Origin of the sequence: Streptomyces hydrogenans, from assembly GCF_014656075.1 — a bacterium.
Classification (GTDB): Bacteria; Actinomycetota; Actinomycetes; order Streptomycetales; family Streptomycetaceae; genus Streptomyces; species Streptomyces hydrogenans.
The window spans coordinates 1-15,154 of record NZ_BNBS01000052.1 but is presented as its reverse complement, the minus strand read 5'-3'; the positions used below and the strand labels follow the sequence as shown (position 1 = coordinate 15,154).

Here is a 15,154-nt window from a genome sequence, read left to right as displayed (position 1 = left end):
ATGCTATGCGCAACGAACGCAATGCACGAGAGCCGGCCGCCCCGGTGAGGGGCAGCCGGCTCCGCGTACGGACGGCCCGGTACGGGCTCCGCCGACGGCGGCCACGCGCGCGTGGCGGCCGGATCAGGCCGAGGTCAGCTCGACCTGGACCTCGACCTCGACGGGGGCGTCGAGCGGCAGGACGGTGACGCCGACGGCGCTGCGGGCGTGCACGCCCTTGTCGCCGAGGATCTCGCCGAGCAGCTCGCTGGCACCGTTGATGACGCCGGGCTGGCCGGTGAAGTCCGCGGCGGAGGCGACGAAGCCGACGACCTTCACGACCCGCTTGATCCGGTCGAGGTCACCGGCGACCGACTTCACGGCCGCGAGCGCGTTCAGCGCGCAGGTGGCGGCGAGGGCCTTGGCCTCCTCGGCGGTCACCTCGGCGCCGACCTTGCCGGTCACCGGAAGCTTGCCCTCCACCATCGGGAGCTGGCCCGAGGTGTAGACGTACACGCCGGACTGCACGGCCGGCTGGTAGGCGGCGAGCGGCGGGACGACCTCGGGCAGCTTCAGGCCCAGCTCGGCGATCCGCGCCTCGACGGCCCCGCTCACGACTGGGGCCGCTTCATGTAGGCCACGAGCTGCTCCGGGTTGGGCCCGGGCACGACCTGGACGAGCTCCCAGCCGTCCTGGCCCCAGTTGTCGAGAATCTGCTTGGTCGCGTGCACCAGAAGCGGCACCGTGACGTACTCCCACTTGGTCATGGGCCCGACTGTAGCCGCTGCGGCGGGGTGCTCCGCCGAGGCTCCCCCTAGGGTCCGGGCTCGGGGGCTTCTCCGGGGCGGTCCGCTGATTGCGCGGGCCCGCCAGTGGTTAGGCTCGACAGCGTGAGCAGGCTCCAGGTCGTCAGCGGCAAGGGCGGTACCGGTAAGACGACGGTCGCCGCCGCCCTCGCCCTCGCCCTCGCGACGGAGGGGAAGCGCACGCTCCTCGTCGAGGTCGAAGGCAGACAGGGCATCGCACAGCTCTTCGAGACGGAGGCGCTTCCCTACGAGGAGCGCAAGATCGCCGTGGCTCCGGGCGGCGGCGAGGTGTACGCGCTGGCGATCGACGCCGAGCGCGCCCTCCTCGACTACCTCCAGATGTTCTACAAACTGGGCGGCGCCGGCCGGGCCCTGAAGAAGCTCGGGGCGATCGACTTCGCGACGACGATAGCCCCGGGGGTGCGGGACGTCCTGCTCACCGGGAAGGCGTGCGAGGCGGTCCGGCGGCGGGAGCGGGACGGCCACCCGGCCTACGACCACGTGGTGATGGACGCGCCGCCGACCGGCCGCATCACCCGCTTCCTCAACGTGAACGACGAGGTGGCCGGGCTGGCCAGGATCGGCCCGATACACAACCAGGCGCAGGCCGTCATGAAGGTCCTCAAGTCCCCCGACACGGCGGTGCACCTGGTGACCCTCCTGGAGGAGATGCCGGTCCAGGAGACGGCGGACGGCATCGCCGAACTGCGCGCCGCGGGGCTGCCGGTGGGCCGGGTGGTGGTGAACATGGTCCGCCCGCAGGTGCTGGACGAGGCGGCGGTGCGGGCCGCCTCCGGAGACCACCGCGAGGCGATCGCGCGGACCCTGGTGTCGGCCGGGGTGACGGGCGGCGCCGCGCTGGTGGAGCCGCTGCTCGACCAGGCCGCCGAGCACGCCCGCCGGGTGGAGCTGGAGCGGGAGCAGCGGGCGGTCCTGGACGGCATCGGCCTGCCCGCGTACGAGCTGCCGTATCTGGGCGACGGGGCGGACATCGCGGGTCTCTACCGGCTGGCGAAGGAACTGCGGAGGCAAGGGGTGGGTGCGGCGTGACGGAGCGGACCCCCGGGCCGGAGAGGACGCCCGTGCCGGAGCGGAACCGCGAGGCGGTGGAGGGGACGGCCGTCGGCGCGGGCGGCCTCGACGCCGTGCCCGCCCTGGAGATCGACCCGATCCTCGACGACCGGGGCACCCGGATCATCGTGTGCTGCGGCTCGGGCGGCGTCGGCAAGACGACCACGGCGGCGGCGCTGGGCGTGCGAGCGGCGGAGCGGGGGCGACGGGTGGTGGTCCTCACCATCGACCCGGCGCGCCGGCTGGCCCAGTCGATGGGCATCGACGCGCTGGACAACACCCCGCGCAAGGTCGACGGCATCAAGGGCTCGGACGGCGGTGAGCTGCACGCCATGATGCTGGACATGAAGCGGACCTTCGACGAGATCGTCGAGGCGCACGCCGATCCCGCGCGGGCGCGGGCGATCCTGGAGAACCCCTTCTACCAGTCCCTGTCGGCCGGTTTCGCCGGTACGCAGGAGTACATGGCGATGGAGAAGCTGGGCCAGCTCCGGGCGCGGGACGAGTGGGACCTGATCATCGTCGACACCCCGCCGTCCCGTTCGGCGCTGGACTTCCTGGACGCGCCGAAGCGGCTGGGCTCCTTCCTGGACGGGAAGTTCATCAAGCTGCTGATGGCCCCGGCGAAGGTGGGCGGCCGGGCGGGGATGAAGTTCCTCAACGTCGGCATGTCGATGATGTCGGGGACGCTGGGGAAGCTGCTCGGCGGTCAGTTCCTGGGGGACGTGCAGACCTTCGTCGCCGCGATGGACACGATGTTCGGAGGCTTCCGGACGCGGGCGGACGCCACGTACCGGCTGCTCCAGGCGCCGGGCACGGCCTTCCTGGTGGTCGCGGCGCCGGAGCGGGACGCGCTGCGGGAGGCGGCGTACTTCGTGGAACGGCTGGCCGCGGAGGGCATGCCGCTGGCCGGTCTGGTCCTCAACCGGGTCCACGGCAGCGGCGCGGCGGGGCTGTCGGCCGAGCGGGCGCGGGCGGCCGCGGAAAATCTTGAGGAGGGCCGCATGGGGGATCGGGGGCCCGGGAAGACTGGACTGCGTGGCGTCCCGGCCACGTCGTCCGAGCCGTCGCACCACGCCACCGCCGCCGACTCCTCCGCACGCCCTTCCGCCGCACGTCCTTCCGCCGCACCGGAGGCCGCCCCCACGGCCGACGTGACCGAAGAGCACGGCACCGACCCCGACACCGATCAGGATCTGGCGCGTCTCACCGCGGGTCTGCTCCGGCTGCATGCCGAACGGATGCGGGTGCTCGCGCGCGAGCAGCGCACGCGGGACCGCTTCACGGCCCTCCACCCGGAGGTGGCGGTGACCGAGGTGGCCGCCCTGCCCGGCGATGTGCACGACCTCGCCGGGCTGCGGGCCATCGGTGAGCGCCTCTCCTCCCCGCGCGGCGGGTCCTGACGGGACCTCACACGGCAGGGCCCGCGCCACGGCGGGCGGTCCGGCCGGACTAGCCGACCGCGGCGTACTCCGCGTACGTGGCGTCGTCGTCCATGGCAACGGGCAGCAGGCCCGCGCCGCGCTCGTACTCGGTGCGGGCGGTCTCCAGGAGCCGCCGCCACGAGGTGACCGTGGGGCGCCGGCGCAGCAGGGCGCGGCGCTCGCGCTCCGTCATGCCTCCCCACACGCCGAACTCCACGCGGTTGTCCAGGGCGTCGGCGAGGCACTCGGTGCGTACCGGGCAGCCGGTGCACACCGCCTTTGCCCTGTTCTGTGCCGCTCCCTGCACGAAAAGTTCATCCGGATCGGTAGTGCGGCAGGCCGCCTGCGCACTCCAGTCAGCTACCCAGCCCATACCGGCGCCGTCCTCTCCCGAATCGAGGCTCCCCCACGGCGGCAGCGGCATATTCACCGCTGCCAGTTGGGACGTTACGGAAGGCGGGGACAGCGCAACACCCCCTTCGGGCCCAATCTTGAATGGCCCGAACGGACTATGCGTGTGCGTCAGATCACCCAGGGGAGTGAGCGAAGGACATGCGTGTGTTATAGGGCACTTCCCGACACACGCACCTGAATCGGGCACACGATTCCCGCGGATTCGGGGACGCGGAACTCATGCCGGAAATCAGGCGAATGTCGTGCACGGGGGTTGATGCCGGACCGCACTCCTGTGACAGTTGGGAGCAGCTTAGGCCAAGGCATATACGTGTGTCCGGCGATTGAGAACGTAGGCTGCCCCCATGGCAAAGAAGCGCTCGGGCGGTGGTCTGACCGGGACCCAGCAGGCCGCCAAGTTCCTCGGTGTCAGTGTGCTCTCCGGAGCCGTGCTGGCGGGCATCGCCCTGCCCGCGGCCGGCGCACTGGGTCTGGCGGCGAAGGGGACGGTCGAGGGATTCGACGAGATCCCCTCCAACCTGAAGACCCCGCCGCTCAGTCAGCGCACCACGATCCTGGACTCCAAGGGCGGGCTGATCGCCACCGTCTACTCCCGGGACCGCAAGGTGGTGCCGCTGGAGAAGATCTCCCCCTACATGCAGAAGGCGATCGTCGCGATCGAGGACGCGCGCTTCTACGAGCACGGGGCGATCGACCTCAAGGGCGTGCTGCGCGCCATCAACAAGAACGCGCAGTCGGGCGGGGTCTCCGAGGGCGCCTCCACGCTCACCCAGCAGTACGTGAAGAACGTCTTCGTCGAGGAGGCCGGTGACGACCCGGAGAAGGTCGCGCAGGCCACCCAGCAGACGATCGGCCGCAAGGTCCGCGAGCTGAAGTACGCGATCCAGGTCGAGGAGGAGCTGGGCAAGAAGAAGATCCTGGAGAACTACCTCAACATCACGTTCTTCGGGCAGCAGGCGTACGGCATCGAGGCCGCCTCGCAGCGCTACTTCTCCAAGCCCGCGGCCAAGCTGACCCTGGGCGAGTCCGCGATGATGGCAGGCCTGGTGCAGTCGCCGAGCCGCTTCGACCCCATCAACGACCTCCAGGAAGCGACCAAGCGGCGCAACATCGTCCTCCAGCGGATGGCGGACGTCGGCGACATCAGCCAGGCCGAGTTCGACAAGGCCAAGGCCACGCCGATCAAGCTGAAGGTGAAGACGCCGCGGAACGGCTGCATCACCGCCGTGGACGGCGCCGGCTTCTTCTGCGACTACGTCCGCAAGACGATCCTCAGCGACCCGGTCTTCGGCAAGACCACGGAGGACCGGCAGAAGCTGTGGAACCTGGGCGGTCTGACCGTCCGGACCACGCTCGACCCGAAGGCGCAGGCGGCCGCGAACGAGGCCGCGGTGGCCAAGGTCAACAAGGACGACGGGGTCGCGACCGCCGTCGTCCAGGTGCAGCCCGGCACCGGCAAGGTCCTGTCGATGAGCCAGTCCCGTCCCTACGGCCTGGACCAGAAGCAGCACCAGACCACGCTGAACCTCGCCGTCGGCAGCAAGATGGGCGGCACGACGTACGGCTTCCCGGTCGGCTCGACCTTCAAGCCGATCACCGCGGCCGCGGCCCTGGAGAAGGGGCTGAGCCCCGCGCAGAGCTTCGACACGCCGTGGAAGATCTCGATGAAGGAGAGCGACTACACGCGCTGCGACGGCAAGCCGTCCGGCTACGCGGACTGGTCCGTCCAGAACGAGCTCAAGACGGAGAAGGGGGCGTACGACATGACGAGCGCCCTCGGGAAGTCGATCAACACCTACTTCGCCAAGCTGGAGCAGATGGCCGGCCTCTGCGAGACGCTGACCATGGCGAAGAAGGTCGGCTACGAGCGCGAGCTGGGCAAGCCGATCAAGCAGAGCCCGTCCGCGACCCTCGGTTCCCTGGAGAGCACCCCGCTCGACATGGCGAACGTCTACGCGACCTTCGCCAACCGCGGCATCTACTGCGTCCCGGTGGTCATCGACTCCATCAAGGCCGCCAACGGCGACAAGCTGAACGTGCCGCAGACCAAGTGCACGCGCGCGATGTCCGACCACACCGCCGACACGATCAACCAGATGCTGAAGGGCGTGGTCGAGGACGGCACCGGTACCCGGGCCGGCCTGAGCGACCGGGACAACGCGGGCAAGACCGGTACCACCGAGGGCCGCAAGGACGCCTGGTTCGTCGGCTACACCCCGGACCTGTCGACCGCGGTCTGGGTCGGTGACGACGTCGGCAAGCGCGACGAGATGTTCGACCTGACCATCGGCGGCGAGTACTACGAGAAGGTCTGTGGTGGCTGCCTCCCGGGCCCGATCTGGCGGATCGCCATGACCGGCGCGCTCGGCTCCGACGCCCCGTCCTTCGTCGACGTGAAGGTGCCGCGGGCGGAGAAGCCGAAGGAGAAGAAGAAGCCGGAGGACGACAAGCCCGGCGACCGCGAGGACGACAAGCCGGCCGACCGCCCGGTCGTCCCCTTCCCGGACATCACCCTCCCCGACCTGACGGGCGGGGACCCGGGCCGCGGCAACGGCCGCGGCAACCGCTAGCCGGACACGAGGAAGGGCGCCCCGCCGGAGAGATCCGGCGGGGCGCCCTTCGTCATGGCACGGGCACGGGCAGGGCCCGCTCACGGCGGTCCGGTGCGGGCGCGGCCCGCTCCCCGTGGTCCCGGGCGCGGGTTCAGCCCGCGAGCAGCTTCTTCACCGAGGCGGCCACGCGGCCGCCCTCGGCCTGGCCGGCCACCTTCGGGTTCACGATCTTCATGACGGCGCCCATGGCACGCGGGCCCTCGGCGCCGGCGGCCTTCGCCTCCTCGACGGCGGCGGCGACGATGCCGTCCAGCTCCTCGTCGGAGAGCTGCTTCGGCAGGTACGCGTCGAGCAGGACGCCCTCCGCCCGCTCGCGCTCGGCGGACTCCGCGCGACCGCCCTGCTCGAAGGCGTCCGCGGCCTCGCGGCGCTTCTTCGCCTCCTTGGCGATCACCTTCTGCACCTCGTCCTCGGAGAGCTCGCGCTTGGTCTTGCCCGCGACCTCCTCCTTGGTGATCGCGGCGATGGTCAGCCGCAGGGTCGAGGAGCGCAGTTCGTCGCGGTCCTTGATCGCGGCGTTGAGGTCGTCCTTCAGTCGTGCCTTGAGCGTGGTCATGGCGTCAAGTGTGGCAGGTGGTCGCGGCACCCCGCCCGTCCATTTCCGCCTCGCGGGTCTGGAACGATGGGGGGATGCGCGCACGGTACGGCATCCCCCTGAAGATCACGGCAGGTGTCGCGGCCACGGCCGCGGCAGGACTCGTCTACGCGGCGGGCTTCGAGGCCCGCTCCTTCCGGCTCCGCCGGATCACGATCCCCGTCCTGCCGCCGGGCATGGACGACCTGCGGGTCCTCCAGGTCTCCGACGTGCACATGGTGTGCGGCCAGGACAAGAAGCGCGCCTGGCTGCAGAAGCTCGCCGGGCTGCGCCCCGACTTCGTCGTGAACACCGGCGACAACCTCTCCGACACCGAGGCCGTGCCCGAGCTGCTGGACGCGCTGGGCCCGCTGATGGAGTTCCCCGGCGTCTACGTCTTCGGCTCCAACGACTACTACGGCCCCCGTTTCCGCAACCCGGCCCGCTACCTCCTGGAGAAGGTCCAGGGCCGGCACGGGCTGAACGGCAACAAGCCGGTCGTCGGCGCCGTCCACAACCCCTGGGAGGGGATCAAGGACGCCTTCGACGCGGCCGGCTGGGTGGACCTCACCAACACCCGCGGGGCGCTCAAGCTGCCCCAGGGCGACCTGGCCTTCACCGGCCTCGACGACCCGCACATCAAGCGGGACCGGTACGAGCGGGTGGCCGGCGGCCCCGACGCCGCGGCGGACTTCTCGATGGGCATCGTGCACGCCCCCTACCTGCGGGTCCTCGACGCCTTCGCCGCCGACGGCTACGAGCTGGTCCTGGCCGGGCACACCCACGGCGGACAGCTGTGCGTCCCCTTCTACGGGGCCCTCGTCACCAACTGCGACCTCGACACCGACCGGGTGAAGGGCCTCTCCACCCACACCGCCGGCGGCCACACCTCCTACCTGCACGTCTCGGCGGGCTGCGGCACGAACCGCTTCACCCCGGTCCGCTTCGCCTGCCCGCCCGAGGCGACGCTGCTCACGCTGACGGCACGCGCCTGAACTCCGGGCGGGGGCGGGCCCGTCCCCGTACCGTGAACGCATGCCGAACCGTTTCACCGCCGTCGTCCGCGGCCTGATCGCCCTGGCCGCGGCGACCGGCATCGTGATCGAGTGCGTCCAGGGGAACCCCCTGGTCGTCTTCAGCTTCTTCACCATCTGGTCCAACACGGCCGTCGCCGTCGTCCTCGGCCTGGGCGCCGCCCGCGCCTGGACCGGCCGCCCGCCGCCGCCGGCCGTGTGGACCGGCGGGGTGCTGCTCTGCATCACGATCGTCGGGCTCGTCTTCCACCTGGTCCTCGACAACCCGTCGAGCTCCTTCAACCAGGCCGCCGACATCGCCCGCCTCACCGGCGCCCGGGCCGTCGCCAACCAGCTCCTGCACACCGTGACCCCGCTCGGCGTCGCCCTGGACTGGCTGCTCCTCACCCCGCCCGGCGCCCTCCGCCCCCGCCACGCCGCGCTGTGGCTCGCCGCGCCCGGCGGCTACCTGGCCTTCGCCCTCGTCCGCGGCGCGCTGCTCCCGGACGGCGCCCGGACCCGCTACACGTACCCCTTCATCGACGTGACCGCGCACGGCTACGCCGGCGTCCTGGTCAACGCCCTCGTCCTGGGTCTCGCCTTCTACGCCCTCGGCCTGCTGCTCGTCGCGGCCGACCGCTTCCGACCCGCGGTGGCGGGGCGCCGTAACCGGATTTCGTCTCTGGGCGCCGGTGGGCTAAAGTAATCGATGTCGCCGGGACGTGAAGAACAGAACAGCGACATCGGGGTGTAGCGCAGCTTGGCAGCGCGCTTCGTTCGGGACGAAGAGGTCGTGGGTTCAAATCCCGCCACCCCGACAGCCAAAGGTTCAGGGCCTGATCCGCGCAAGCGGGTCGGGCCCTGAGTCGTTTCCGGGGCCGAGCAGGGGGCGGAGCCGACCATGACCGAACCGTACGAGGCGTACCTCGACGGGTACGACGCGATCCTCGCCGGGGTGTGCGCCACCGGGCGGCGGCTGAGCCGTGCGGAGCTGGAGGGGCTGCGGGCCCGGGGGGAGCGGGCGGCCGAGGCGGGGATCGGGCTGCGGGCGCTGGTGCGGGCCCATCTGGCCGCCGCGCGGGTGGTGCGGGGCGGGCTGCCCCGGGGGACCGATCCCGATCTGCTGCTCGGCGCGGTCGAGCAGGCCGTCGACGCCTTCGCCGAGGGGCACGAGCGGGCGCAGAAGCTGGCGGTGCGGCAGGAGGAGGCCGCGCGGCGGGAGTTCGTGGACGACCTACTGTACGGGCGCAGCAACCTGGGGCGGCTGGCCGAGCGGGCCGAGCGGTTCGGGCTGCTGCTGTCGCACGCGCACGCGGTGGCCGTCGCGCAGGCGCCCGAGCCCTTCGGGGACGGGGCGCCGGTCTCGCGGGGCGTGGAGTCCTCGCTGCTCGCCCGCTTCGGCACCCGGCGGATCCTGCTCACCACCAAGGACGGGCGGCTGATCTGCGTCGCCCCCGCCGACGAGCCCGAGGTCCTCGCCCACTTCGCCAAGCAGACGTACGCGGCCGCCGACGGCAGCCTCGTCGCGATCGGGCGGTCGCACCCGGGCGCCGGCGGCGTCGTCCACTCCTACGAGGAGGCGCTCGGCGCGCTCGACCTCGCCGACCGCATCGGGCTCGACGGGCCCGTGCTGTACGCCGCCGACCTGCTGGTCTACCCCGTCCTCGGGCGGGACCGGCAGGCCATGGCCGACCTCGTCCGGACCGTGCTGGGGCCGCTCGCCGGTGCTCGGGGCGGCGCGCGGCCGCTGCTCGACACCCTGCACGCCTACTTCGACGCGGGCTGCGTCACCACCGAGGCCGCCCGCCGGCTCGACCTGAGCGTGCGGGCCGTCACGTACCGGCTGGACCGGATCCACCGGCTCACCGGCGCGGATCCCGGCGATCCGACGCAGCGGTACACGCTCCAGACGGCCGCGATCGGGGCCCGGCTGCTCGGCTGGCCCGACGAGGAGCTGTGAGCCTCCGGGCGGCCCGTCCGTTTCGGGACGGCATCAAGAACGCGTAAAGATTGCCGGTCACCGGCAATGCGGGGGATGCCTGTGCGGTGAAACGATCCTCTGGACGGCGGACAGGACACGGCGGCCGAAGGAGCGGGGACATGGTCTGGTTTCTCGGTCTCGGCATCGGTGGTCTGCTGATGCTCGTCCTGAGCCTGGTCTTCGACGGGGTCCTGGAAGGACTCTTCGACGGCGTGGGGGGGCTGGACGGGTTCCTGTCGCTGCCGGTGGTCGCCGGGTTCCTCTCGGCACTCGGCTTCACCGGGGCGCTCGTGCTCGGCACGACCGGCACGGGGGCGGGGGTCGCCACCGGTGCGGGCGCGGTCGCGGGGGTCGGTGTCGGGTGGGTGACCTGGCGGTTCAGCCGGGCCCTGCTGCACGACCCGGGCGCGCCCGCACCGCGCGGCGAGGACCTGACCGGCAGCTCCGGCTCCGTGGTCACCGCCGTGCCCGCGGACGGCTACGGCGAGGTGCTGCTGCACCTCGCCGGCCAGCCCGTGAAGTACGCGGCCCGGGCGGCCGGGCCGGTGCCGCGCGGCACCGAGGTGTGGGTCGAGTCGGTCCTCTCGCCGACCTCCGTCCTCGTGCGTCCCGTCGACCGCTGACCGTCGCCCGCCGGCTCCGGCCGTCGTCCCTCCGCTGAATCCGACCGAAGGGGGTTTCGTCATGAGCCCTGTCCTCACCGCTGTGGTGGGCATCGTCGTCCTCGTCGTCCTGCTCGCCCTCGCCGTCGTCACCCGCTACAAGGTCGCGGGTCCGAGCGAGGCGTTCATCATCACCGGCCGGCGCGGCCAGAAGGCCACCGATCCGGCGACCGGCCGCGTCTACACCGACAACAGCGGCCAGAAGGTCGTCGTCGGCGGCGGCGTGTTCGTCGTGCCGTTCGTGCAGCAGAAGTTCACCCTCGACCTCTCCAGCCGGCACATCCCGATCGCCGTCCGCGGCGCCGTCACCCTGCGCGGCGTGAAGGCCAACCTGGAGGGCGTCGCGATCGTCAAGGTCGGCGGCACCGAGGACTCCATCCGCGCTGCCGCCCAGCGCTTCCTGATGCAGCAGGACGGCATCGTCGGCTTCACCCAGGAGGTGCTGTCCGGCGCGCTGCGGTCCATCGTCGGCCGGATGTCGGTCGAGGACATCATCCGCGACCGGGCCGCCTTCGCCGGACAGGTCGCCGAGGAGGCCGAGGCGAGCCTCTCCGGGCAGGGCCTGGTCCTCGACGCCTTCCAGATCCAGGACATCACCACCGAGGGCTCCTACCTGGAGGACCTGGGCCGGCCCGAGGCCGCCCGCGCCAAGCAGGAGGCCGACATCGCCGAGGCCGAGGCCCGGCGCGCCGCCGAGCAGGCCCGGCTGAAGGCCGAGGAGGAGATCGCGGTCGCCCAGCGGACGCTGTACCTGAAGCAGGCCGAGATCAAGGCGCAGACCGACGAGGCCGCCGCCCAGGCCAACGCCGCGGGCCCGCTCGCCGAGGCCGCCCGCCAGCAGGACATCCTCGCCGAGCAGGAGAAGGTCGCCGCCCGGCAGGCGGCGCTGACCGACCGCCAGCTCGACACCCAGGTCCGCAAGCCCGCCGACGCCAAGCGGTACGAGGCCGAGCAGCAGGCGGAGGCGCAGCGCACCGCCCGGGTGAAGCAGGCCGAGGCCGAGCGGATGGCGGCCATCGCGGCGGCCGAGGCCGAGGCCGAGCGGGCCCGGCTCACCGGTGAGGGCGAGAAGCAGCGCCGCCAGGCCCTGGCGGAGGCCGAGGCCATCGAGGGCGCCAAGCGCGGTGAGGCCGAGCGGGCCCGCCGTGCGGCCATCGCGGAGGCCGTCCGGCTGGAGGGCGACGCGGAGGCCGGTGCCATCGCGGCGAAGGGCGCCGCCGAGGCGGAGGCCATGCACAAGCGGGCCGACGCGTTCGAGCGGTACGGCGACGCGGCCGTGCTCCAGATGCTGGTGGAGGTGCTGCCGCAGGTCGTCGGCAAGGCCGCGGAGCCGCTGGCCGCCGTCGACAAGATGACCGTCATCTCCACGGACGGCGCGAGCCGGCTGACCCGCACCGTGACGGACAACGTCGCCCAGGGCGTCGAACTCCTCTCGTCCACCACGGGAGTCGACCTCGCGTCCCTGCTCCAGGGGTTCACCGCCAAGGCGGCCGGCGCCCCGGCGGCGGCTCCCCCGGTGTCGCCCTCGGTGAACGGGAAGGTGGAGATCACCGACTGATCACCCGCACGACCAGGCCCCGTTCCCGCCGTGATAGGCAGGGCGGGGCCAAGTCGTGGGTACGGGTGAGGGGTTGCGGTGACGGGGCTGTTGCTGGTGCACGGGGCCGGGGGAAGCGTCGAGGGGCACTTCGGGGGGCTCACGAGGCGCCTGGGAGACCGCTTCCGGTACGTCCGGGGGCAGTTGCCCGACCGACCCGGGCCCGGGCCGGACGAGGTCGTGGACGGCTTCGTGGCCGCCGCGGACGCCGCCGGGGCCGGGACCTTCGCCGTCTGCGGCTACTCGCTCGGCGCCCCGCTGGCGATACGGCTCGCGGTGCGGCACCCGGAGCGGGTCAGCGCCCTGGTGCTGACCGCGCCGTTCGCGTACCCCGACCACCGGATGCGGCTGGCGCTCGCCCTGTGGCGGGGGCTGCACGAGACCGGACGGCACCGGCTGCTCGCCGAGCACCTGGCGCTGAACGGGCTCGGCGGAACCTTCCTGGACGCGACCGACCCGGACCGGCTGCGGGCCATGCTGCGGCTCGCCCCCGCCCCGCCCGCCGGCACCCCGGCCCATCTGGAGCTGGCCGGGAGGATCGACGTACGGGAGGACCTGGGGCGGCTCGCGGTGCCGGTGCTCGTCGTCGTCACCGCCGAGGACCCGCTCGTCTCCCCGGCCCGCCAGCGGGCCCTCGCCGCGGCCGTGCCGGGCGCCGGGACCGCCGAACTCGCCACCGGACACCTGCCGTTCTGGGAGGACCCGGAGGGCTGGGCGGACGCGGTGGAGAGGTTCCTGACGGTCGGGGGCGTCAGATGATCGGAGGGCGGCCAAGCTTCGTCATGCGGAGCACCGTCGACCAGCGCATCGGGCGGCGCGGGCCCGCCGGGGCCTTCAGGCCCTCGGCGAAGCCGGCGAACCAGGAGCGCAGGCCGCGGACCGAGCGGGTGCGGGCGACCGTCAGCAGGACCCAGACCACCAGGTAGAGCGGGACCAGCGCGGCCGGGAGGTTCCGCTTCGCCAGCCACACGCGGTTGCGGGCGGTCATCCGGTAGTAGACGTCGTGCCGGGCCGGGCTGGTCTTCGGGTGCTGGAGCAGCAGCTCGGGCGCGTACCGGATCCGCCAGCCGGCGTCGAGCGCGCGCCAGGCCAGGTCGGTCTCCTCGTGCGCGAAGAAGAAGTCCTCCGGCCAGCCGCCGATGCGGTCCAGCATCGGCATCGACAGGCCGTGGCCGCCGCCGAGGAAGGTGGTGACCTCACCGCCGCGCATCGGGTCCTTCGCGCCCAGCCGGGGGATGTGCCGGCGCTGGGTCTCGCCCGTCTCGTCGGCGATCCGGAAGGAGACGACGCCGAGCTTCGGCTCGGTCTCGTACAGGTCGACCAGACGGCGGAAGACGTCCGTGTCGACCAGCAGGCCGTCGTCGTCGAGGTCGACCAGGACGTCCACGTCGCCGAAGGAGCGGAGGGTGTCGATCGCCACGTTCCGCCCGCCGGTGACCCCGCGGTTCTCGGCCAGCTCCACGCCGGTGACGCCGTCGGGGAGCGCGGGCAGCGAACCCGTGCCGTTGCCGACCACGACGACCCGGGCGGCGGGCTCGTCCTGCATCGCCACCGAGTCGAGCAGCGCGCCCAGCTCGGCGGGGCGGGTGCCCATCGTCAGTACCGCCACGCCCACTCGCGGTCGCGCCACGGTCCACTCCGTTCCAGATCGGGGTCGGGTCTCGCGTACGGGCCGGCAGCCGCCGGCCCCACGGCACCCATTGTTCACCCTCCGGGAACCCTGGCGGTACCCGGAGGGAACCCGGGGGGCCGCGGGCGGGGTGAACCGGGGCCGCCAGGGCGGGCGCAGCCGCGACCGGGCCTCCGCCGGACCCGTCACCGGACCCTCCGCCGGACCCGTCACCGGACCCTCCGCCGGATCCGTCGACGGACTCGCCACCGGACCTGTCACCGGCCCTGTGACCGGACCTGTCACCGGGCTTGTGGCCGCACTGTGACCGGTCCCACCACCGAACCCGCCGTCGGGCGGAACCCCCGGGGCCCTCCCGTACGTCCGTGCGTACGGCGGCGGTTCCCTTCCGGTTCCGTTTCGGCTCCGCTTCGGGGGGAGCGCGGCGAGCGCGCACAAGTGGCGGCTCTACCCTGGTCCTCTGCCGTCAAGTGATCGATTGTCGAAAGGGCGTCTCCTGGTGCTGGTCGCGGACCGATATCGGCTTCACGGGTGTATCGGCCGTGGCGGCATGGGCGAGGTGTGGCAGGCCACCGACGAGGTGCTCGGCCGGTCCGTCGCCGTGAAGCTGATGCTGGCGCAGTCCACCGATCCGTCGGGCGCCGACCGCTTCCGCCTGGAGGCGCAGACCGCCGCCCGGCTCAGCCACCCGCACGTCGTCGGCGTCTTCGACTTCGGCACCTGGGACGGCAAGCTCTTCCTGGTGATGGAGCTGGTCGAGGGCGACAGCCTCGGCTCCACCCCCGCCCATCCGCTGGTGCTGCCCGCCGAGCGGGTCGCCGTGGTCGCCGCGCACGCCGCCGCCGGTCTGGCCGCGGCCCACCGGCAGGGCGTGGTCCACCGCGACATCAAGCCCGGCAACCTGCTGATGGACGCCGAGGGCACGGTCAAGCTGGCCGACTTCGGCATCGCCCGCTTCGTCGACGACCCCTCGGCCGGGCTGACCACGACCGGCCAGATCGTCGGCACCGGCCTCTACCTGGCCCCGGAGCGGGCCCTCGGCAAGCCCGCCTCCCCCGCCTCGGACGTCTACTCGCTGGGCTGCGTCCTCTACCAGCTGCTCACCGGACACCCGCCGTTCCGCGCGGACACCGCGACCGCCCTGCTGTACCAGCACATCGACAGCGCCCCGACCCCGCCGAGCCGGCTCGGGGTCGTCCTCACGCCCGCCTTCGAGGCGTATCTGCTGAGCCTGCTGGCCAAGCAGCCCGAGCAGCGCCCGCCGGCGCAGGCGATCGCCGACTGGTTCGGCTCCGGCGCGTGGCGGGAGTACGCCCCCCGGCCCGCGACGGCCGGCGCCATGCCCGCGCCGGTCCACGCCCCGCCGGCCCAGGCCGCCCCCCGCACGGCCC

Annotated in this window: 15 protein-coding genes and 1 tRNA gene; 11 read left to right on the top strand and 5 right to left on the bottom strand. The window is 72.7% G+C overall.

The features are described 5' to 3' along the window. Nucleotides 1–123 precede the first annotated feature (123 nt). The gene (locus IE321_RS22030; protein WP_043221159.1) at nucleotides 124–594 is read right to left on the bottom strand and encodes a RidA family protein; all 471 of its coding nucleotides are present in this window, start codon (nucleotides 592–594) and stop codon (nucleotides 124–126) included. Beyond that, a complete protein-coding gene (gene sp36, locus IE321_RS22025; protein ID WP_158821993.1) occupies nucleotides 591–746 on the bottom strand; it encodes a Sp36 family protein in 156 nt (51 codons plus the stop codon). Before sp36 ends, IE321_RS22030 begins: the two co-directional genes overlap by 4 nt. 123 nt (nucleotides 747–869) lie before the next feature. On the opposite strand from sp36, the gene bagA reads away from it, so the two are divergent. Next, nucleotides 870–1,835, top strand: coding sequence for an ATPase BagA (gene bagA / locus IE321_RS22020; protein WP_190224238.1), 966 nt, complete (start codon nucleotides 870–872; stop codon nucleotides 1,833–1,835). A 56-nt stretch (nucleotides 1,836–1,891) separates the two neighbouring features. After that, entirely contained in the window at nucleotides 1,892–3,259 is a 1,368-nt protein-coding gene (bagB, locus tag IE321_RS22015; RefSeq protein WP_226652201.1) for an ATPase BagB, read from the top strand. A gap of 49 nt (nucleotides 3,260–3,308) precedes the next feature. On the opposite strand, the gene IE321_RS22010 is transcribed toward bagB, so the two are convergent. Beyond that, nucleotides 3,309–3,653, bottom strand: coding sequence for a WhiB family transcriptional regulator (locus IE321_RS22010; protein WP_043221163.1), 345 nt, complete (start codon nucleotides 3,651–3,653; stop codon nucleotides 3,309–3,311). Between the two features lie 385 nt (nucleotides 3,654–4,038). Between IE321_RS22010 and IE321_RS22005 the strand changes: the two genes are divergently transcribed. Beyond that, nucleotides 4,039–6,264, top strand: coding sequence for a transglycosylase domain-containing protein (locus IE321_RS22005; RefSeq protein ID WP_190224236.1), 2,226 nt, complete (start codon nucleotides 4,039–4,041; stop codon nucleotides 6,262–6,264). Between the two features lie 133 nt (nucleotides 6,265–6,397). Here the strand turns inward: IE321_RS22005 and IE321_RS22000 are convergent, their stop codons facing one another. Then, the gene (locus IE321_RS22000; RefSeq protein WP_043221167.1) at nucleotides 6,398–6,862 is read right to left on the bottom strand and encodes a GatB/YqeY domain-containing protein; all 465 of its coding nucleotides are present in this window, start codon (nucleotides 6,860–6,862) and stop codon (nucleotides 6,398–6,400) included. Nucleotides 6,863–6,936: 74 nt separating this feature from the next. On the opposite strand from IE321_RS22000, the gene IE321_RS21995 reads away from it, so the two are divergent. From IE321_RS21995 to IE321_RS21965, 7 genes are all read left to right on the top strand, one after another. Next, nucleotides 6,937–7,875, top strand: coding sequence for a metallophosphoesterase (locus IE321_RS21995; protein WP_043221170.1), 939 nt, complete (start codon nucleotides 6,937–6,939; stop codon nucleotides 7,873–7,875). A gap of 40 nt (nucleotides 7,876–7,915) precedes the next feature. Further along, on the top strand, nucleotides 7,916–8,599 hold the full coding sequence (locus IE321_RS21990; protein WP_190224235.1) for a Pr6Pr family membrane protein: 684 nt from the start codon (nucleotides 7,916–7,918) through the stop codon (nucleotides 8,597–8,599). Nucleotides 8,600–8,637: 38 nt separating this feature from the next. Then, nucleotides 8,638–8,711, top strand: a tRNA-Pro gene (locus IE321_RS21985). An 83-nt stretch (nucleotides 8,712–8,794) separates the two neighbouring features. Beyond that, the gene (locus tag IE321_RS21980) at nucleotides 8,795–9,853 is read left to right on the top strand and encodes a PucR family transcriptional regulator (RefSeq protein ID WP_190224234.1); all 1,059 of its coding nucleotides are present in this window, start codon (nucleotides 8,795–8,797) and stop codon (nucleotides 9,851–9,853) included. 140 nt (nucleotides 9,854–9,993) lie between these two features. Then, the gene (locus tag IE321_RS21975) at nucleotides 9,994–10,497 is read left to right on the top strand and encodes an NfeD C-terminal domain-containing protein (RefSeq protein WP_190224233.1); all 504 of its coding nucleotides are present in this window, start codon (nucleotides 9,994–9,996) and stop codon (nucleotides 10,495–10,497) included. Nucleotides 10,498–10,558: 61 nt separating this feature from the next. Then, nucleotides 10,559–12,094: an SPFH domain-containing protein gene (locus tag IE321_RS21970; protein ID WP_190224232.1), complete on the top strand. Its 1,536-nt coding sequence runs from the start codon at nucleotides 10,559–10,561 to the stop codon at nucleotides 12,092–12,094. A gap of 78 nt (nucleotides 12,095–12,172) precedes the next feature. Further along, nucleotides 12,173–12,892 carry an alpha/beta fold hydrolase gene (locus tag IE321_RS21965; RefSeq protein WP_190224231.1) on the top strand — a complete coding sequence of 240 codons (720 nt, stop codon included), beginning with the start codon at nucleotides 12,173–12,175 and terminating at the stop codon, nucleotides 12,890–12,892. Here the strand turns inward: IE321_RS21965 and IE321_RS21960 are convergent. Next, nucleotides 12,885–13,763 carry a glycosyltransferase family 2 protein gene (locus IE321_RS21960; RefSeq protein WP_107063163.1) on the bottom strand — a complete coding sequence of 293 codons (879 nt, stop codon included), beginning with the start codon at nucleotides 13,761–13,763 and terminating at the stop codon, nucleotides 12,885–12,887. The two genes, IE321_RS21965 and IE321_RS21960, sit on opposite strands and share 8 nt — an antisense overlap. 499 nt (nucleotides 13,764–14,262) lie before the next feature. On the opposite strand from IE321_RS21960, the gene IE321_RS21955 reads away from it, so the two are divergent. Then, the coding region (locus tag IE321_RS21955; protein WP_229916498.1) for a serine/threonine-protein kinase at nucleotides 14,263–15,154 on the top strand (892 nt) is incomplete at its 3' end.